The sequence below is a fragment of the Methylobacterium sp. D53M genome (genome assembly GCF_053345625.1).
The window spans coordinates 322,511-341,103 of record NZ_JBKFAL010000002.1; the positions used below are offsets into that span (position 1 = coordinate 322,511).

Below are 18,593 nucleotides of genomic sequence, written 5' to 3' on the forward strand. Positions count from 1 at the left end.
CCTACCCGAACGCCCCGACCTCGTGCTGGATCATCCCCGAGATCTCCCGCACCTGATCGAACATCCGGCGGATCGGCTGGAACAGGTTGGCGTGCTCCGCCTCGTAGGTGCCGACGTCGCGCGGGCCGGCCGGCTCGCCGAAGTTCAGGCCCAGCGTCGGGTCCGGCGTGACCGGGAAGATCGCGTCGAGGAGCTTCAGGCAGCCGTCGATGTCCAGCCGCAGGAAGCGCTCCAGCAGCTGCTCGCGGGAGATGCCCGCCTGCGGCCGGAAGCCCGGGATGTGCACCGCCAGGAACCAGATCCGGTGGATCAGGGCGAGGCGCAGGGCGTGGAGCAGCGTCAGCCGGGCCGACATGGCGGGCAGGTCCGGGGCGGCAGCGCTCAGGGCGAGCCAGTCCCGGGTCAGGCGTCCGAACAGGTTCCGCAGCGCTGGGGCGAGGTCGAGGCGCTCCAGCGCCCCGGAGATCACCACCAGCTCGTCCCGGCGGAAATCCTTCTGGGTGCGCCGCGCCCGCTCCAGCCACACGGCCGGGTCCAGGGTGTCGATATAGGCCCGCAGCACGTCGAGGTCGCCGACCGAGGCGGCGTGCTGGACCAGCCGGAAGGCCCGGGAGAAGCGCACCGAGTCGCGCCGCATGTCGCGGAACAGGTCGGGGCCGCGCTGGGCCGCCCGGCCGATCCCGTGGAGGGAGTTCGCCAGGAAGCCGAGCTGGTGCAGGATCGCGTTGTTGGGGATCGCCCGCATCTGGCGCGGATGGGTGATCCGCGCCGGGCCGCCATTGTCGGTCTGGCGCGCCACCGGGCGCGACCCGGTCCGGTCGATCAGGCTCGGGCCGAAGGTGCCGAGGAGCGCCGCGTAGCCCGGATCGTCGACCAGCGCCTCCATGTCCTGGCGGGCGGCGGTGAAGAATTCGAGGGCGAAGTCCGGCTCGGCGTAGATCGGGTCGACGTTGCTGTCGGAGGCCTTCGGCCGGTCGTTCAGGGCGTAGTCCGGGAACGAATCCTCCTCCGTCACGTCGAGCGCGTAGACGTGCTCGGCGATGCGGGCGACGCTGGCGCGCGCCAGCGCCTCGGTGCCGTACAGCAGGTAGCCGTCGGTGCCCTGGAAGCTCGATTCGAGCCGGACGCGGATGCCGGCCTTCCGGGCGCGGTCGCGCGCGTCCTCGGGGGCGAGGTAGGCGAGGCGGTCGCGCAGGGAGGTCGGATGCGCGCCGCGCCCGATCGATTCGCCGTGCGTGTCGAAGATCGCGAGCTCGACGTCGGACAGGCCGTTCTGGACCAGCATCTCGGTGATGCGCAGCCGCAGCCGCTCGATCCAGAAGGTCGCCGCGAGCTGGCCGACGTAGCGGCCCGAATCGGAGTAGCCGAACTGCACGGTGAGGCGGCCGATGCGCTTCAGGTACTGGCGCCAGTGCGGGTTGCGCAGGGCGTCGTCGAGCACCCGGATGCCCTGCTCCAGCGCGCTCGCCGTCTCGAACAGCGGCGTGATCTCGAGCTTGTCGGCGATGCCGTAGTGGCGCGCGAGCCAGAGGGCGGCGAGCAGGGTGTAGCCGGTCTCGGTCTCGGCGATGAGGAAGCGCACCGGATGGGTGCCGTCGACGTGCTTGAGGATCTGGGCGATCGTCATCATCAGCCGCGCCGCCGAGGCCCGCTCGGCCGCGAGCGCCCCAAAATCGACCGCCACCGGGCGGACGTCGTTCAGCAGCGTGTGGATCGTCGCGAGGTGCGAGCGGCGGCGGGCCGCGTCGGTGGGCTCGCCCTCCAGGTCGATCACCCGCCGCACCGCGTTGTGGATCTGGCTGGCGTTCAGCCGGAAATGCGGCAGGGCGTTCGACAGGCCGTGCGTCGCGACGCCCGCGCGCAGGACGGCGATCCAGCGCTGGTCGGCCGCGTCGTCGGCAGCCTCCAGGGCCTCGGTCAGCGCGGCGACGAGGACGCCGGCATCGGTCTGGGCGCGCTCCCGCTCGATGATGAGGGCCAGGGCGAAGCGGTGCACCGCCTCTAGGGACGGCTGGTCGCCGAGGCGCGGCGCCACGGTGAGCTGGCGGTTCACGGCCGCCAGGGCGTTCTCCGCGAGGGCCCGGACCTCGCGGCAGGCGGGGATCTCGGGCAGGTCGCGCATCACCCGGTCGAACTGCATGCGCTTCGAGATCAGCCGGTAGCGCAGGGTGTCCCACCAGCCGATATCGGTGCGCCCGTCGGTGTCGCAGCCGACCCAGCTGGCGATGGCGAAGGGGCGGGGCGTCAGCTCGGTCCAGCGGTCGGGCCAGCGGGTGCGGGCGGCGTCGAGCAGGGCGCCGTTGAAGGCGTCGAGGGCGAGCCGGCCGTTATTGGCCGCCGCGCAGGCCTGCTCGAACTCGACATCCAGGGTGATCGGGGCGTCCGGCCGGGTCGACAGGGCCGCCGCGCGCGCGACCAGCCCGGCGCGGTCCCTGGCGTCGGGCAGGCTCGCGGCCTCGGCGAGGAGGCCCGCGACGGCTCGGGGCATGCCGAAGGTGGGGTGGGCCGTGAACACCACCGCGAAGGCGGTGCGGTGGATCAGGGCCGCGAAGGCCTCGACGCCGTCCGGCCGGTCGGGCGCCGCCGCCACGAGCCGCGCGGGGATCGCCGCCTGCGGATCCTCCGGCCCGGCATCGAGCCCGACATAGGCCCGCAGCCGTTCCGCCCGCGCCGCCAGCGCTGCGGCACGCAGGCGCACGAACAGGCCGTCGAGGTCGCCCGTCGAGATCTCGTTCCGGTCGAAGCGCCGGGTGATCGCCAGAGTCACCGCCAGGACGGGATTGCGGAACGGGTCCTCCCGGGCCTGATCCCGGGCGGCCTCGATCAGTCCGAGGAGGTGCGCCTCCAGTTCCTCGGGCTCGCGGCTCGGCTCGTGCTGCATCGGTCGGTCCCGGCTCCGGTCTGCCCGCATCTACCCGGTCCGCCGGCCCACGCAAGGAGCGTTCCGCACGTGACCCGGGACTGACCGGATCCTGACAGAGGACGGGGCCGAGGACGTGACGGGGAACACAACCGCGACGCGGCGGGGCGATATCGACGATGGGATGGGGTGGCGGCGGCCTGAACCGCAGGCTAGAGCTGACCTCCTGATGGAGCGCCTGTTCATCATCCTGGCTATTCTGGTCTTCGCTGTCGCCATCGTCGCCGTGGCCGCGATGGCGGCACGCGGCCGGCGCGAGCCCCTGCGCATGGGTTCCGAACTCGACATTGAGGACGAGGACCTCGTCATCGGCTCGGTCGGACCGCGCAAGAGCCCGATCGACCGCAGCGCCCAGGTGCTCGACCCGCGCGTGCTCGATCTGGACGCGATCGAACTGGAGCCGATCCGCGCCCTCGACCGGACACAGCGCGACGCGGCGCTCCGCGGAGATCCGCCGGGAGCCGGGCGATGAAGCGATGTGCGCGCGGGGTGGCCGGGCTGCTGCTCGCCGGTCCTCTCTGCCTGTCGACGATGCAGGCGACGGCCGCGCCCGCCGGCAAGCCGGCGCCGGCCGCGCCTCCCCAGGCCGCGCCCGCGCAAGTCGCGCCTGCACCGGCCGCGCCTGCGCCGGCCGCGCCCGCCGCGCCGCCGCCGCCGCCGGGCCAAGCCGCCCCTCAGGCGGCGACCCCCACGCCCGCCGCCGGCCCGACCCTCGAGCAGCCCTGCGGGACGCAGGCGGCCCGCTTCGAGAGCGCCAAGGGGTTCAAGATGGTGATCACGCGGGCCGGGCAGGTCCGCACGACGAACCCGCTCAGGCCGCTGACGACCGAGGTGAACGAGGTTCTCCAGGTGGTGATCGCCGGAAAGGTCGCCACGGCCTACGGGCCCGATTTCACGACGCTGCGGCGCGGCGGCGCCGCGTCGGGCATCGAGGCGATGCTGGGCGGTTCGATCCACTGGGAGCCGACGCTGCCGACCTTCCCCGACCCGATCGCGATCGTGAGCGAGGAGGGGACGCCCCTGGCGCAGCTGACCTTCCGCGCCTGCGAGGCGCCGCCCGCCGTCAAGGCGCCGAAGGTGCCGAAGGCCGAGGCCCGCAAGAAGGCGCCCCGCCAGGCGGCACCGAAGGCCGCAGCGGCCCCGAAGACGCCCCCCGGCTTCTCCATGCCCCAGGGGGCGATCGCCGAGTAGCGGCTACTTCTGCTTGGCGATGATCTTGTCCTTGATGCCGTCGTAGACGCTCTGCGGGATGATCTTCTTGGAGACGAGATCGTCCTTCCCGCGATACGGCCGTCCCTTGATGATCGCGGCCGCGCGCGCCGCGCCGATGCCGGGCAGCGCGTCGAGCTCCTCGGTGCTGGCGCTGTTGAGATCGATCAGCGCCCCCTTGGCGGCGTTCGGCGATCCGGCGACGGGCGCGCTCGGGGCCGCGGGCTTCGCGGGGGCCGTCGGTGCCGCGGTCGTCGGCGCCTGCGGCGCCTGCGCCAGGGCCGGGGCCGCGACGAGGCTCGACAGGAGGGCGAGGAGGGCGAGGGTCTTGGTGGAGGAAGCCATGGCGTTCTCCCGAGAGGCGCGGCCCGCACAGCGGTGCCGTCCGGCCAGATCTGCGCCGCTCCGCTTGAACCCGCCCTTAACGGTTGTGGTCCGGCACCCCTAGTCACGGGCCGGCGCCGGAGCTATAAGCCCGGCCTCATCCGTATCCCGCGGTGTGCGTGGCGATCCTCGATCGAGGAGCCGCCCGCGCGCCGCTTTGTCCGCGGCGTCACGAAGGATCCAGCCATGGCCGTTCCGAAGCGAAAGACCTCCCCCTCCCGCCGCGGCATGCGCCGCTCGGCCGACGCCCTCAAGGCGCCGACCTACGTCGAGGACAAGGATTCCGGCGAGCTGCGCCGTCCGCACCACATCGACCTGAAGACCGGCATGTACCGCGGCCGTCAGGTCCTGAAGGTGAAGTCGGCCGAGGCTTGAGCCTCGCGAGGGCGGCGCCTCAGGCGAGGCGCCGCGCGGCCTCCGCGTAGCGCGCGGCGGCCATCCGGGTCCGTTCCAGGCGCGACGGCAGCAGCGTCGGATCGCCCGCCGTCAGCAACTGCGCGATGAAGCCGGCGCGGGGTCTCCCCGCGGCCGCGCGTTCCGCTGTCCGGGGGGCGGGCGGCTCATCGGACCGGCCGCCGTCGATCAGGGCGAGCGCCTGGACCTCCGTCCGCGCCGCCTCGGGGGAGGCGTCCGCGTCCGGGACCGGCGCGCGCCGGGTGGGGCGGACCTGTGTCGGGCCGAGACGGCTGACTGTTCCGATACGCACCATGCGCACATTCTCCGCACGTTTCCGTGCCCGTGTCGCAAAGGTGGGGCCGACGTTTACCGATCGTCAACCCTTCGTCCGATCGGTCCGGCCGAATTACTTTTTCGCGAGCGCTTCCAGGCGCTGCTGCATCTCCAGCATCTGGCGCTTGAGATCGTCCAGCTCGCCGCCCCCGTAGGTCGCGGGCTGAGTCGCGGCCGGCGCCGTCGGCTGGGCTCCCGGCGCGGGCGGGGCGAAGCCCGTGAACATCTTCATGGCATCGCCGAAGAAGTTCATGTTGGTGCGCACCTGCTGCTCGATGGCGTTCTGGAACGCCGCCGGGCCGAAGCTCTGGGCGAATTTCTCGCGCAGGCCGTCCTGGTCCTTGGCGAAGTTCGCCATCGAGAATTCGAGGAAGCTCGGCACCATCGTGCGCATGCTGTCGCCGTAGAAGCGGATCAGCTGGCGCAGGAACGCCACCGGGAGCAGGTTCTCGGCGCCGGCCTTGTTCTCCTGCTCGAAGATGATCTGCGTCAGGACCGAGCGCGTGATGTCGTCGCCCGTGCGCGCGTCGTAGACGACGAAATCCTCGCCGTTCTGCACCATCGTGGCGAGGTCCTCCAGCGTCACGTACGTCGAGGTGCCCGTGTGATAGAGGCGCCGGTTGGCGTACTTCTTGATGACGGTCTGGGTGGCCTTGACGGTATCCGCCATCGGGAACGGCCTTTCTGGACTCGGGACCGGGGGGCGTTGCAGACGCGCGGTGCTGTCTGACGGGGGCTGTCTTCGCGCCCGCAACACGATCCTTAAAGCCTTCCCCGGGCGCAGAAAACAGCAAACTGCAGCTGTTCAACGCAGAATAATGCAGAGCGGTCGGGGCGGTCGCGCCATTTCAGTCTCGCGGTCGCGTCATCGGCGCGTTTGGCGCGTTGATCCACAACCTTGACTTCGCCCACCTCAGGCCCTTCATCCCAGGGCCGGCACAGAGCGCGCCCCGGGACGTGGAAGGCGCGCCGGCTCGCGAGAGGAGAACGTTCACATGGCAGGCAGCGAAGAGATCGTCATCGTCGGGGCGGCGCGCACGCCGGTCGGCTCGTTCGGCGGCGCCTTCGGGGCGGTGCCGGCCCACGAGCTCGGCGCGACGGCGATCAAGGCCGCCCTGGAGCGCGCCAAGGTCTCGCCCGACGAGGTGGACGAGGTGATCTTTGGCCAGGTCCTCACCGCGGGCGCCGGCCAGAACCCCGCCCGGCAGGCGGCCATCAAGGCCGGCATCCCCGAGAAGGCCACCGCCTGGGGCCTCAACCAGGTCTGCGGCTCGGGCCTTCGCACGGTCGCGATCGGCATGCAGCAGATCGCCAACGGCGACGCCAGGGTCATCGTGGCCGGCGGCCAGGAATCGATGTCGCTGTCGCCCCACGCGCAGTACCTGCGCGGCGGCCAGAAGATGGGCGACGTGAAGCTCGTCGACACCATGATCAAGGACGGGCTCTGGGACGCCTTCAACGGCTACCACATGGGCCAGACCGCCGAGAACGTCGCCCAGGCCTTCCAGCTCACCCGCGAGCAGCAGGACCAGTTCGCGACCCGCTCGCAGAACAAGGCCGAGGCCGCCCGCAAGGAGGGCCGGTTCAAGGACGAGATCGTCCCCGTCACGGTGCCGGGCAAGAAGGGCGACACGGTCGTCGACACCGACGAGTACATCCGCGACGGCGCCACCATGGAGGCGATGGGCAAGCTGAAGCCGGCCTTCACCAAGGATGGCACCGTCACGGCCGCCAACGCCTCGGGCCTCAACGACGGCGCCGCCGCCCTGGTGCTGATGTCGGCCTCGGAGGCCGAGCGCCGCGGCCTGACCCCGCTCGCCCGGATCAAGTCCTGGGCGACCGCGGGCGTCGACCCGAAGGTGATGGGCACCGGCCCGATCCCGGCCTCGCGCAAGGCCCTGGAGAAGGCCGGCTGGAAGCCGTCCGACCTCGACCTGATCGAGGCGAACGAGGCCTTCGCGGCCCAGGCGCTGGCCGTGAACAAGGACATGGGCTGGGACGACGCGAAGGTGAACGTCAACGGCGGCGCCATCGCCATCGGCCACCCGATCGGTGCCTCGGGCGCCCGCGTCCTCGTCACCCTGCTCCACGAGATGAAGCGCCGCGACGCCAAGAAGGGCCTCGCTACGCTCTGCATCGGCGGCGGGATGGGCGTGGCGATGTGCGTCGAGCGGACCTGATCGGTCTGTCACGACAGTATCGGCCCACAACATAGACTTAAGGCCGAAGTCAGAAAAAATCGCGTGCGGACGCCATCCGCACGCGGCATCAAGTGATGCGAACAGGAGGAAACAATGGCTCAAGGACGCGTCGCCCTCGTGACGGGCGGCACCCGCGGCATCGGCGCGGCGATCTCGAAGCGGCTCAAGGACAAGGGCTACAAGGTCGCCGCCAACTACGCCGGCAACGACGAGGCGGCCAACGCCTTCAAGGCCGAGACCGGAATCCCCGTCTTCAAGTTCGACGTGGGCGATCTCGCGAGCTGCGAGGCCGGCATCAAGGCGATCGAGGCCGAACTCGGCCCGGTGGACATCCTGGTGAACAACGCCGGCATCACCCGGGACGGTGCCTTCCACAAGATGACGTTCGAGAAGTGGCAGGCGGTCATCAAGACCAACCTCGACTCGATGTTCACCTGCACCCGTCCGCTGATCGAGGGCATGCGCAGCCGCAACTTCGGCCGCATCATCATCATCTCGTCGATCAACGGCCAGAAGGGCCAGGCCGGGCAGACCAACTACTCGGCCGCCAAGGCCGGCGTGATCGGCTTCGCCAAGGCGCTGGCCCAGGAGAGCGCGTCGAAGGGCATCACGGTGAACGTGGTGGCGCCGGGCTACATCGCCACCGAGATGGTGATGGCGGTGGCGGAGGATATCCGCAACAAGATCATCTCCACGATCCCGACCGGCCGCCTCGGCGAGGCCGACGAGATCGCCCACGCGGTCGAGTATCTGGCGAGCGACGAGGCCGGCTTCGTGAACGGCTCGACGCTGACCATCAACGGCGGCCAGCACTTCGTCTGATCGCCGCGGGCGCGCCGGATCGACCCGGCGCGCCCGCCCTGTGGGCGAGCCGCCCCACCGCGCCGGACGCGCAACTCTCCGTCCGGTGAGCGTTCCTTCCGACACTCCGCGCGGCCGAGCCCGACGACGGCGCTCCCCGCGCCGGCCCCACCTGCCGGCGACCGTCCCGGGCAGCACCGGTTCGGCCCACGCGCCGCGCGCGCCGCCGGCCGTTGTCGCGAGCCCGGACCATCCGACCCATCAAGCGTGACGAAAGTCCTTCCCCGCGTGCGGAATCGCGCGTCGGGCGGGATAACGGGCATTGCGGGCAGCGATCGAGCCGCCGGCCCGCGTGTTCTGAGACACGAACAATTCGAACGGCCTCGTATAGACCTCCTTCCATCGGCTCACGGATGGTCCTGCCGATAGAAATCGAGGTCCTGAGGATCATGAACAACTGGTTTCACGGTAAATTCGGCGTTCAGTTTATCGGCGCGAGCCAGAATTGTTCTTCCCGCACGACCGCGATGCGTGACGACCGCTCCGGGCTGCCCGCAATCGCGAAGCTCGGGCTCGCGGCGGCCTGTGCCCTGGGGCTGGCGGCCTGCGTCACCCCGCAGGAGCGCCACGCGCTGGATCAGAACCAGTGCTACGCTTTCGGCTTCGAGCCCGGCACCGACGGCTTCGCCGAGTGCATGATGGGGCTCCACCAGCAGCGCGCCGTCGCCCAGTCCAACAGCAACCTGTACTGGCAGGCGCAGCTCGCCGAGCAGAACCGCCGCCGCGAGGCCCAGCAGGACCTCTACAAGGTCATGAGCCTGCAGCGCACCGGCGACACGCGGTTCCCCGTCTGCGGCGCCTCCTCGGACGGCGGCATGGATCGCCGGACCATGACTTGGTACGGCCCGAACTGCCGCGCCCGCTGATCCGGATCGAGGGAGGTCCCCATGTCCGACATGACGACGCGCGGCCCGCGCAACCCGAGCCGGATCATCTTCGTGACGGTGGCCCTGTTCGGCAGCGCCGTCGGGTTCGCGACCGCCAGCCTCGCTTGGTTCACGCTGGCCGTTCTCGGCTCCGCCGCGCTGACCTGCGCGGGGTACGGCCTGATCCGGCGGCGGCTCGGCTGGAAGCCGCTGAACGGCGAGTACCTGTCCAACCTCCTCTACGTGCTGAGCCCGTACTAGGCGGACACCACGCATGCCCCCGCGGACGCGCCGCGGGGCTCATCGGCGGGCGGCGCAGGTCCACGAAGACTTGGCCGCGCCGCGCCCCCATCCCCCAGACCGCTCCGCCTCCGAGGCCACCATGACGCTCGCCCTCATCATCACCGGCTTCCTGATCGTGAACTTCGTGATGGCCGGCCTCTTCTCCCTCGTGGCCTTCTGGGCCGACTGAGCGGCGGCGCTAAGGAGCGCCGACGCAGTTGGCGTAGAAGGTCGTGGTCGCGGGCCAGTCGGAGAAGACCCCCAGCACGCCCACCTGACCGTGCAGGACGTCGAGCAGCCGCAGGATGTCGCCGTCGCCGGTGACCACCGGCTTGATCGACTGGTAATAGTACCCGCCGCCGCCCTTCAGGGGGCCCGAGCGCTCCAGCGACCACGCGATCAGCCCCAGTCCGGCCGCCTTGGCCTCCCGGGCGTAGGTCGAGGGCTCGATCGTCCCGTCCGGGCCCGGCCGGACCAGCATCCACAGCGGCGGCGCCAGGATCTTCACGCCCTTCCGGGCGAGCTCGGCCATGCCGGGCTGCCACGTGGCGGGCTTCTCCGGATCGAAGCCCTTCGCGGTCTCGTCCCGGTCGTCGAGGAAGATCGCCTGGCGGCCGAATTCCGGATCCTTCTCCAACCAGTAGAGGATGTCGCGGAGCTGGAAGCTCTGCGGGTAGACGTCGGAGGCCGGGATCCCGGCCTCCCGGTACTCGTCGACCAGCTGCTGGGCGTACATGTCCTGCGTGTAGCTGCCCTGGAACGGCATCGGCACCTGGGGCGCCTTCAGCTCGGGGGTGAATTTCCGCCCCATCCCCTTCACCAGCGCGATGTACTCCTTATGCGACATCAGCGTGCCGGTGCCGGCGTAGAGGTCGGTGCGCCAGCGCGGCGTCGCGTTCATGTAGGCCGCCACCGTGGTGGCGTCCGGGTCGGACGCGTCCATCTTCCCGTTCAGCGACTTGAATTCGTCCAGCGTCAGGTCGCTTGTGCAGCACTTGGCCGAGGCCTTCCGCCCGGTGGCCGGGTCGGCCGGCGTGAAGCCCTGCGTGCACTTCGCCGCGAGCTCGGGCCGGGCGAGGATGTCGGTGGTCGTGTGCAGGTCGCACTGGCTGTGGCGGCAGACGAGCTGGCGGTCCTTGGTGAAGGCCACGTCGCACTCGATGATCCCGGCGCCCATCCGGTACGCGGCGAGCAGGCCCTCCCGGGTGTGTTCGGGGAACATCAGCGGCGCGCCGCGGTGCGAGATCGAGAAGGTCCGGGGCGTGTAGGTCCGGTCGACGCCGCAGGCGGCGAGCCTGTCCTTGAGCGGGCCGGGCTTCAGCTGGTCGACGAGATAGAAGGGCCGGGGACCGAGCTGGGCGGCCTCGCCGGCGAGCGCGGGGCCCGCTCCCAGAAGCAGCCCCAGCCCCAACATGATCGCACGCATCGCGAACCTCCCGTTTCAGGCCGCCGGTAGAGGGGGACGGCGACAGGGGCGTGACCCCGCACGCCCCGGCGCGCCGCCGCCATGATAGCGGCGGATCATCCGCGCGGCGTCGGCCGCCAGTCGGGCGGCGCCATCTCGAAGCCGGCGAAGTCGAAGCCCGGCGAGACCGTGCAGCCGACGAGCGTCCAGGCGCCCAGGCTGGTGGCGGTCTGCCAGTGGCCGGCCGGCACGACGCATTGCGGGCGCTGCCCGGCGCCGAGGTCCGGCCCGAGATGCCGGGCCTCGGCGTCGTGCCCGTTGGGGCTCGTGGTGATCACCAGCGGCGCGCCGGCGTGCCAGTGCCAGATCTCGGTGGCGTCGACCCGGTGCCACGCCGAGACCTCGCCGAGGTCGAGCAGGAAGTAGATCGCGGTGCCGACCGAACGGCCGTCGACGGTCCGTGGATCGCGGAACGTCTCGCGGTAATGGCCGCCCTCCGGATGGGGCTTCAACCCCAGGGTCGCGATCACCTCGGCTGCCGTCATGTCCAGCTCCCTGTCGATCCCGGCCGCGCGGATCGTCCGCGGCTTGCCGGCACTTGGCACCGATGCTACCGGCCGAAAACCCCGCAAGGTCCGAGAACGATGCCGAGCCCGACCGTACGTCTCCACCGCGGCGACCTGCCCGCCACCTACGACGCGGGGCGGGCGGTGGCCATCGACACCGAGACGCTCGGTCTCAACCCGCATCGGGACCGCCTCTGCGTTGTGCAGCTCTCCACCGGCGACGGCACGGCCGACGTGGTGCAGATCCCGCAGGACGGGCCGGAGCCGGTCGTGCTCAAGCGGGTCCTAGCCGATCCCGGCATCCTGAAGATCTTCCACTTCGCGCGGTTCGACGTGGCGGTCCTGTACAGGGCCCTCGGCGTGATGCCGAGCCCGGTCTACTGCACCAAGATCGCCTCGAAGCTCGCGCGCACCTACACGGATCGCCACGGGCTGAAGGACGTGGTCCGCGAGCTGGTCGGCGTCGACCTGTCGAAGCAGCAGCAATCCTCGGACTGGGGCGCCGAGACCCTGTCGCAGGCCCAGCTCGACTACGCGGCCTCGGACGTCCTCCACCTCCACGCGGCCCGGGAGCGGCTCGACGCGATGCTGGCCCGGGAGGGTCGCACCGACCTCGCGGCCGCCTGCTTCGGCTTCCTGCCGACGCGGGCGCGCCTCGACCTCGACGGCTGGCCCGAGACCGACATCTTCGCGCACACCTGATCGTCAGGCGGGGCCTGCACACTTCCTGTGCGGAGTGAGACTTTCCTGTCACCGCACCGCGATAAGTCGCTGGTAGGTTGTGGCTGCCTGGGCTTCCGAGTCCCGGCCAGGCCCTCCTCGCCGGTCGCCCACCCGATCAGGCCGGCGAGGAGGGTCCGTCGCCCTCAGGTCAGGGTCCGCGGGCCCGACGGCGTGCTGATCCGGGCGGTCCAGCGCGGGCCCCGGCCGGCCACAACCTGCGGTGGAGCGACGAGGCCCAGCGCCGCGTGAAGCCCCGCGACGGCGGCGGGATCCGGATCCGTTAGGACGAGCGCCTCCAGACCGGCGCCGAGATCCGGCATCGTCGCGGCGGGATTGCCGCGCGGTCCCCACGCCATCGCGCAGGGCGCGGCACCGTCCGCCGGCCACGCCCCGCCCGGGGGCACCGCGAAGCGCCAGGACAGGTCGCCCCGGGTCATCGTCGCCGCCGCGCCGAGGAGCGCGCCGTGCGCGGCGAGGAGGCCGTCGAGATCGTCCGCGCGGGCGACGAAGCCGCGCAGCCGCCGGCCCGAATCCCAGTCGGCCCGCACCCGCGCCGCGTCGCCGAGGCCGAACCAGCGGGCGCCCGACGGCGGCGGCGCCTCCGGATCGACGGCGATCACCTCCAGGAACAGGGCGTCGCCGAGGCGCAGCAGGTGGTTGCGCGTGCCCATCTCGCGGTGGCGACCGCCCTCGGGCATGGCGAGGCCGAGGCAGTCCCGCACATGGGCCACGCCCTCCGCGAGGTCGGGCGCGACGACGACGAGGTGGTCGAGGGTGAGCATCGTTCGGGCTCCGTGCGCGCGGGCACCTATGCAGCCGGCCGCCGGGCAGGCCCGGGACCGCACCGGTCCCGACCCGGTCTCGGCGCTCACGGGCTGCCTCGGGTGAGGCGGCGAGGGGTAACGTCTGAGCGTCCCCAAGAAAAAGGCCGGGGCCCCGCGAGAGGCCCCGGCCCGGGAGTGCGTGCCGGGCCGGGCCTCGTGCCCGGCCGGCTCTCACATCACAGCGAGTAGTACTGCACGAACTCGATCGGGTGCGGGGTCATCTCGTAGCGCAGCACCTCGGTCATCTTCAGCTCGATGAACGAGTCGATCTGGTCGTCCGAGAACACGCCGCCCTCCTTGAGGAAGGCCCGGTCCTTGTCGAGGCTGTTCAGGGCCTCCCGGAGCGAGCCGCACACGGTCGGGATCTTCTTCAGCTCCCGCGGCGGCAGTTCGTACAGGTCCTTGTCCATGGCCGGACCCGGGTCGATCTTGTTGCGGATGCCGTCGAGGCCGGCCATCAGCAGCGCCGAGAAGGCGAGGTAGGGGTTCGCCATCGGGTCGGGGAAGCGGACCTCGACGCGCTTGGCCTTCGGGCTCTTGGTCCACGGGATGCGGCAGGAGGCCGAGCGGTTGCGCGCCGAGTAGGCGAGCAGCACCGGCGCCTCGTAGCCCGGCACCAGGCGCTTGTACGAGTTGGTCGACGGGTTGGTGAAGGCGTTCAGCGCCTTGGCGTGCTTGATGATGCCGCCGATGTACCAGAGGCACTCCTGGGACAGGCCGGCATACTTGTCGCCCGCGAAGACCGGCTTGCCGTCCTTCCAGATCGACTGGTGGACGTGCATCCCTGAGCCGTTGTCGCCGTAGACGGGCTTGGGCATGAAGGTCGCGGACTTGCCGTAGCTCTGCGCGACGTTGTGGATGCAGTACTTGTAGATCTGCATGTGGTCGGCGAGCAGGGTCAGCGTGTCGAACTTCATGCCGAGCTCGTGCTGGGCCGAGGCCACCTCGTGGTGGTGCTTCTCGACCTTCACGCCCATGGACTGCATGGCCGCGAGCATCTCGCCGCGCATGTCCTGCGCCGAGTCCTGCGGCGGCACCGGGAAGTAGCCGCCCTTGGTCTGGACCCGGTGGCCGAGGTTGCCGCCCTCGTAATCGGTGAAGCCGTTGGTCGGCAATTCGGTGGAGTCGAGCTCGAAGCCCGTGCGGTACGGGTCGGCGCCGAACTTCACGTCGTCGAACACGAAGAACTCGGCCTCGGGGCCGACGTAGATCGTGTCGCCGATGCCGGTCTGCTGCAGGTAGGCCTCGGCGCGCTTGGCGGTGCCGCGCGGGTCACGGCCGTAGGGCTCGCCGGTGGCCGGCTCCAGCACGTCGCAGACGATCGACATGGTCGCGGCCGAGAAGAACGGGTCCAGCGTGGCGGTGACGGGATCCGGCATCAGCAGCATGTCGGACTCGTTGATCGCCTTCCAGCCGGCGATCGAGGAGCCGTCGAACATGGTGCCCTCGTCGAAGATCTCCTCGTCGATGAGCGACACGTCGAACGTGACGTGCTGCCACTTGCCGCGCGGGTCGGTGAACCGGAAGTCCACGTAACGCACGTCGTTGTCCCGGATCGTCTTCAGCACCTCGGCCGCAGTCGTCATCGTGGGCATCCTCCAGGGATCTCTGAATCGGCTCTCGTGGCGCACCCGCACGCGGTCGCGCGCACCGGCAAGCGGCGCTTGATATCCGGCGCGGGCGTACCTTGCCACCCGCCGGGCAGCGGAATCGGCCGACGGATGAAACGATCGGCCCGTTCACGCACCCGATCTCGTAACCGTGATCGGCAGCTCCGTTTCTAGGGCACCGTTGTTCTCCGGCAATGGCCTTCCTGGCACGATCCATGCAATTGCGGCCGCAGCCGTCGACGAGGCGGCAAGCCGTTCGCGTCTTCCCGGGTTGCCCAGGTCGCGCATCGATACGGACGAGAGAACCGGAATGACCAAATACAAGCTCGAGTACATATGGCTCGACGGGTACACGCCGACCCCGAACCTCCGCGGTAAGACGCAGATCAAGGAATTCGACAGCTTCCCGACCCTCGAGCAGCTCCCGATGTGGGGCTTCGACGGCTCGTCCACCAAGCAGGCCGAGGGCGGCAGCTCCGACTGCATGCTGAAGCCCGTGCGCCACTTCCCCGACCCGGCCCGCAAGAACGGCGTGCTGGTGATGTGCGAAGTGATGATGCCGGACGGCGTGACCCCGCACGAGTCCAACAAGCGCGCCACCATCCTGGACGATGCCGGCGCCTGGTTCGGCTTCGAGCAGGAGTACTTCCTGTACAAGGACGGCCGCCCGCTCGGCTTCCCGGCCTCCGGCTACCCGGCGCCGCAGGGCCCGTACTACACCGGCGTCGGCTATTCGAACGTCGGCGACGTCGCCCGCAAGATCGTCGAGGAGCACCTCGACCTCTGCCTCGATGCCGGCATCAACCACGAGGGCATCAACGCCGAGGTGGCCAAGGGCCAGTGGGAGTTCCAGATCTTCGGCAAGGGCTCCAAGAAGGCCGCCGACGAGATGTGGATGGCCCGCTACCTCCTGCAGCGCCTCTGCGAGAAGTACGGCATCGACGTCGAGTACCACTGCAAGCCGCTCGGCGACACCGACTGGAACGGGTCGGGCATGCACTGCAACTTCTCGACCGCGTTCATGCGCGAGCACGGCGGCAAGGCCTACTTCGAGAAGCTCATGGAGGCGTTCAAGAACGCCCGCGAGGAGCACATCGCCGTCTACGGTCCGGACAACCACATGCGCCTGACCGGCAAGCACGAGACCGCCTCGATCCACGAGTTCTCGTACGGCGTGGCCGACCGCGGCGCCTCGATCCGCGTGCCGCACTCCTTCGTGAACAACGGCTACAAGGGCTACCTGGAGGACCGCCGTCCGAACTCGCAGGGCGACCCCTACCAGATCGCCTCGCAGGTGCTGAAGACGATCGCTTCCGTGCCGACCGAGGCCGCTGCAGCCGCGTAAGACGCGGAGCTTCGACAGACGATGCGAAGCCGGGCCCTCGGGTCCGGCTTCGCCGTTTCCGGGGTAACGGGCTTCCGATCTACCCCGTCCTCGGGGTTGGAGCGCGGCGCAGGCCTCGACGGAGGTCTCCGGGGATCGCGCGGACCGCCGGGCGCCCTCTCGAGGCCGGCTGGCGCGGGCACGTCAGGATCAGTGGGTCGGGTGAGGGAGCCCGTCCGGCCTGCTCGACGGCCGCAGGGGCGCCACCGCTCCCGAATTACCTCCGCCTCAGGACCGCCGCGGGCGCTCGTCCTCGCGGATGGCGGCCTCGTGGTACCACGCGCCCCCGCCGAAGCTCGGCACGGGCGCGGGCTTCGCCTCCGGAGCCGCCCGGGCGGTCTCGCGCGCGCGTCGGAACGCGGACAGATCGTAGATCTTGGCGGTCTCGCGCGGGTCCGTGGCGGCCATCGCACTTCCTCCTGCACCGGTTCGAGCGGCCGATCGGGCCGGCCGTTCCCGATGATGTGGGGTGCGGGAAGCGGCGCTCCAGGGCCGGAGGCGCCGATGCCGGACATTCGCGCAGTGCGAAATCTTAGGCAGGTGTCGCGCGGTGCGCGGCCGCCGGCGGTCCTGGACCGCGGGCGGGCTCGGGTCAGATCGCGTCCGTGCCGGTCTCGCCGGTGCGGATGCGGATCGCCTCCTCGATCGTCGAGACGAAGATCTTGCCGTCACCGATGCGCCCGGTCTGGGCCGACTTGCGGATCGCCTCCACGGCGCCCTCGACTAGGGCGTCGGACAGGACGATCTCGAGCTTCACCTTGGGCAGGAAGTCGACCACGTACTCGGCGCCCCGGTAGAGCTCCGTGTGGCCCTTCTGACGGCCGAAACCCTTCGCCTCGATGACGGTGATGCCCTGGAGGCCGACCTCCTGGAGCGCCTCCTTCACCTCGTCGAGCTTGAAAGGCTTGATGATCGCTTCGATCTTCTTCATGCCGCTCGGGCCTGCGCTGCGGTGCCTGGCATTTCTAACATCCTCGTGACGCCTTCGCCACGCCGTTTTCGCGGCGCGTCCGACCATAGTGCCTATTTGCTGTGCGATGCACGCACATCCTTAGAGCGCTTCACCGGAATCTGGCGCGATTTTAGTCAGGGCTGATCGGTGCACGGGCAGAGGCGGAGACGGATATGCGGTTGCTGACGGTCGCGGCGATGAGGCGGGTCGATGCCGCGGCAATCGAGGGCGGCGTGCCGGGCCTGACGCTGATGGAGGCGGCCGGGGCCGCCGTGGCCGGGCGCGCCCGGGCCCGGCTCCCGGCGGGTGGCCGCGTCGTCGTCCTGTGCGGGCCGGGCAACAACGGCGGCGACGGCTTCGTGGCCGCGCGCCTGCTGGCCGAAGCCGGCTACGCGGTCGAGCTCCTCTGCCTCGGCGCGGTGTCGGCGCTGACGGGGGACGCCGCGCTCGCGGCCGCGGCCTGGACGGGGCCGGTGCGCCCGGCCGCGGGCGGCGCGCTGCCGTCCGGCGACCTCGTGATCGACGCCCTGTTCGGGGCCGGCCTGTCGCGCGACCTCGACGGCGCCGCCCGCGCGCTCGTGGAGGCGGTGAACGAGGCCGGGATGCCGGTGCTCGCCGTCGACGTGCCGAGCGGGGTCGACGGCGATAGCGGGGCGGTGCGCGGCGCCGCCATCCGAGCGGTCGAGACCGTGACCTTCGTGACCCTCAAGCCCGGGCACCTGCTCCAGCCCGGGCGGGGCCTGTGCGGCCAGCTCAGCCTCGCCGATATCGGGACCGGCCCGGCGGCGCTGGAGGCGGGCCTGGCCGCCGGCGCGCCCCTCGACCGAAACGGGCCCGACCTGTGGGGCCGGGACTTCCCGCACCTCACCGGCGCGAGCCACAAGTACACCCGCGGCCACGCCCTGGTCCTGTCCGGGCCGGCCACCAAGACCGGCGCCGCCCGGCTCGCCGCCCGCGGCGCCCTGCGGGTCGGGGCCGGGCTCGTCACCGTCGCGTCCCCGACCGCCGCGCTGCCCGAGAACGCCGCCCACCTCACGGCGATCATGCTGCGGCCCTGCGAGAGCGCCGACGATCTCGACGACCTGCTCACCGACGAGCGGCTGAACGTGATCCTGGCCGGACCCGGGCTCGGCACCGGCGAGCCGACCCGGGAGCGCGTGGCCGTGGCGGCCGCGGCCGGGCGCGGCCTCGTCCTCGACGCCGACGCGCTGACGAGCTTCGCCGGCAAGGCGCCGCTGCTCGCCGCCCATCTCGCCGACGGGGACGCGCGGGCCGTGCTGACCCCGCATGCCGGCGAGTTCGCGCGGCTCTTCGACGGGACGGACGCGATGGCCGAGGGCGCCGACAAGGTCGCCCGGGCCCGCGCGGCGGCCGCGCTCACCGGCGCCGTGGTGGTCTTCAAGGGGGCCGACACGGTGATCGCGGCCCCCGACGGCCGTGCGGCCATCAACGACCACGGCAGTCCCTATCTCGGGACGGCCGGGTCCGGGGACGTGCTCGGCGGCCTGATCGCCGGCCTGCTCGCGCAGGGCATGGAGCCCTTCGCGGCCGCCGCGGCCGGCGTCTGGCTCCACGGGGATGCGGGCCTGCGCCACGGGCCGGGCCTGATCGCCGAGGACATCCCCGAGCTGATGCCGGCGGTCCTGCGCGACCTCGTCGCGTCGACCGGGGGCTGAC

General features: G+C 71.1%; 20 protein-coding genes. 10 read left to right on the forward strand and 10 right to left on the reverse strand.

From position 1 onward, the window contains the following. Nucleotide 1: 1 nt before the first annotated feature. Nucleotides 2-2,881 (reverse strand): phosphoenolpyruvate carboxylase, encoded by a 2,880-nt coding sequence (locus ACLBYG_RS05780; protein ID WP_447680856.1) that lies wholly within the window; start codon nt 2,879-2,881, stop codon nt 2-4. A 208-nt stretch (nt 2,882-3,089) separates the two neighbouring features. On the opposite strand from ACLBYG_RS05780, the gene ACLBYG_RS05785 reads away from it, so the two are divergent. Next, entirely contained in the window at nt 3,090-3,392 is a 303-nt protein-coding gene (locus ACLBYG_RS05785) for a hypothetical protein (RefSeq protein WP_091676379.1), read from the forward strand. Continuing rightward, nucleotides 3,389-4,111, forward strand: coding sequence for a hypothetical protein (locus ACLBYG_RS05790; protein ID WP_447680857.1), 723 nt, complete (start codon nt 3,389-3,391; stop codon nt 4,109-4,111). Before ACLBYG_RS05785 ends, ACLBYG_RS05790 begins: the two co-directional genes overlap by 4 nt. Before the next feature lie 3 nt (nt 4,112-4,114). Here ACLBYG_RS05790 and ACLBYG_RS05795 read toward each other — a convergent pair whose 3' ends face one another. Next, nucleotides 4,115-4,474 (reverse strand): helix-hairpin-helix domain-containing protein, encoded by a 360-nt coding sequence (locus ACLBYG_RS05795; RefSeq protein WP_091676385.1) that lies wholly within the window; start codon nt 4,472-4,474, stop codon nt 4,115-4,117. A 225-nt stretch (nt 4,475-4,699) separates the two neighbouring features. Here ACLBYG_RS05795 and rpmF point away from each other — a divergent pair, with 225 nt between their 5' ends. After that, nucleotides 4,700-4,888 (forward strand): 50S ribosomal protein L32, encoded by a 189-nt coding sequence (rpmF, locus tag ACLBYG_RS05800; protein ID WP_003601373.1) that lies wholly within the window; start codon nt 4,700-4,702, stop codon nt 4,886-4,888. 19 nt (nt 4,889-4,907) lie between these two features. Here rpmF and ACLBYG_RS05805 read toward each other — a convergent pair whose 3' ends face one another. Beyond that, complete coding sequence (locus ACLBYG_RS05805) at nt 4,908-5,222, reverse strand: hypothetical protein (protein WP_100250584.1); 315 nt, start codon at nt 5,220-5,222, stop codon at nt 4,908-4,910. Nucleotides 5,223-5,315: 93 nt separating this feature from the next. After that, nucleotides 5,316-5,912, reverse strand: coding sequence for a polyhydroxyalkanoate synthesis repressor PhaR (gene phaR, locus ACLBYG_RS05810; RefSeq protein WP_056531522.1), 597 nt, complete (start codon nt 5,910-5,912; stop codon nt 5,316-5,318). A gap of 325 nt (nt 5,913-6,237) precedes the next feature. On the opposite strand from phaR, the gene ACLBYG_RS05815 reads away from it, so the two are divergent. The 4 genes from ACLBYG_RS05815 (at nt 6,238) to ACLBYG_RS05830 (ending at nt 9,431) form a co-directional block, all read left to right on the forward strand. Beyond that, the gene (locus ACLBYG_RS05815) at nt 6,238-7,422 is read left to right on the forward strand and encodes an acetyl-CoA C-acetyltransferase (protein WP_447680858.1); all 1,185 of its coding nucleotides are present in this window, start codon (nt 6,238-6,240) and stop codon (nt 7,420-7,422) included. A 114-nt stretch (nt 7,423-7,536) separates the two neighbouring features. Continuing rightward, nucleotides 7,537-8,265 (forward strand): acetoacetyl-CoA reductase, encoded by a 729-nt coding sequence (gene phbB, locus ACLBYG_RS05820; protein ID WP_020090774.1) that lies wholly within the window; start codon nt 7,537-7,539, stop codon nt 8,263-8,265. A gap of 506 nt (nt 8,266-8,771) precedes the next feature. Next, nucleotides 8,772-9,170, forward strand: a complete 399-nt coding sequence (locus ACLBYG_RS05825) for a hypothetical protein (protein ID WP_447680859.1) — start codon at nt 8,772-8,774, stop codon at nt 9,168-9,170. Nucleotides 9,171-9,191: 21 nt separating this feature from the next. After that, nucleotides 9,192-9,431, forward strand: coding sequence for a hypothetical protein (locus tag ACLBYG_RS05830; RefSeq protein ID WP_447680860.1), 240 nt, complete (start codon nt 9,192-9,194; stop codon nt 9,429-9,431). 220 nt (nt 9,432-9,651) lie between these two features. On the opposite strand, the gene ACLBYG_RS05835 is transcribed toward ACLBYG_RS05830, so the two are convergent. Together ACLBYG_RS05835 and ACLBYG_RS05840 are read right to left on the reverse strand one after the other, a co-directional pair. Next, entirely contained in the window at nt 9,652-10,878 is a 1,227-nt protein-coding gene (locus tag ACLBYG_RS05835) for a glycerophosphodiester phosphodiesterase family protein (protein ID WP_447680861.1), read from the reverse strand. A gap of 95 nt (nt 10,879-10,973) precedes the next feature. After that, entirely contained in the window at nt 10,974-11,402 is a 429-nt protein-coding gene (locus ACLBYG_RS05840) for a cupin domain-containing protein (RefSeq protein WP_056531529.1), read from the reverse strand. A 99-nt stretch (nt 11,403-11,501) separates the two neighbouring features. On the opposite strand from ACLBYG_RS05840, the gene ACLBYG_RS05845 reads away from it, so the two are divergent. Next, nucleotides 11,502-12,125: a ribonuclease D gene (locus ACLBYG_RS05845; RefSeq protein WP_447680862.1), complete on the forward strand. Its 624-nt coding sequence runs from the start codon at nt 11,502-11,504 to the stop codon at nt 12,123-12,125. Between the two features lie 164 nt (nt 12,126-12,289). Here ACLBYG_RS05845 and ACLBYG_RS05850 read toward each other — a convergent pair whose 3' ends face one another. Together ACLBYG_RS05850 and glnA are read right to left on the reverse strand one after the other, a co-directional pair. Then, on the reverse strand, nt 12,290-12,928 hold the full coding sequence (locus tag ACLBYG_RS05850; RefSeq protein WP_132368130.1) for a VOC family protein: 639 nt from the start codon (nt 12,926-12,928) through the stop codon (nt 12,290-12,292). Between the two features lie 218 nt (nt 12,929-13,146). Beyond that, on the reverse strand, nt 13,147-14,556 hold the full coding sequence (glnA, locus tag ACLBYG_RS05855) for a type I glutamate--ammonia ligase (protein WP_012322030.1): 1,410 nt from the start codon (nt 14,554-14,556) through the stop codon (nt 13,147-13,149). Nucleotides 14,557-14,890: 334 nt separating this feature from the next. On the opposite strand from glnA, the gene ACLBYG_RS05860 reads away from it, so the two are divergent. Continuing rightward, nucleotides 14,891-15,925, forward strand: coding sequence for a glutamine synthetase beta-grasp domain-containing protein (locus ACLBYG_RS05860; RefSeq protein WP_012322031.1), 1,035 nt, complete (start codon nt 14,891-14,893; stop codon nt 15,923-15,925). A gap of 267 nt (nt 15,926-16,192) precedes the next feature. On the opposite strand, the gene ACLBYG_RS05865 is transcribed toward ACLBYG_RS05860, so the two are convergent. Both ACLBYG_RS05865 and ACLBYG_RS05870 read right to left on the reverse strand, forming a co-directional pair. Then, nucleotides 16,193-16,372, reverse strand: a complete 180-nt coding sequence (locus tag ACLBYG_RS05865) for a DUF2735 domain-containing protein (RefSeq protein WP_091926542.1) — start codon at nt 16,370-16,372, stop codon at nt 16,193-16,195. Between the two features lie 184 nt (nt 16,373-16,556). Then, entirely contained in the window at nt 16,557-16,895 is a 339-nt protein-coding gene (locus tag ACLBYG_RS05870) for a P-II family nitrogen regulator (RefSeq protein ID WP_003600526.1), read from the reverse strand. Between the two features lie 194 nt (nt 16,896-17,089). Here ACLBYG_RS05870 and ACLBYG_RS05875 point away from each other — a divergent pair, with 194 nt between their 5' ends. After that, nucleotides 17,090-18,592: an NAD(P)H-hydrate dehydratase gene (locus ACLBYG_RS05875; RefSeq protein ID WP_447680863.1), complete on the forward strand. Its 1,503-nt coding sequence runs from the start codon at nt 17,090-17,092 to the stop codon at nt 18,590-18,592. The last annotated feature ends 1 nt before the right edge of the window (nt 18,593 follow it).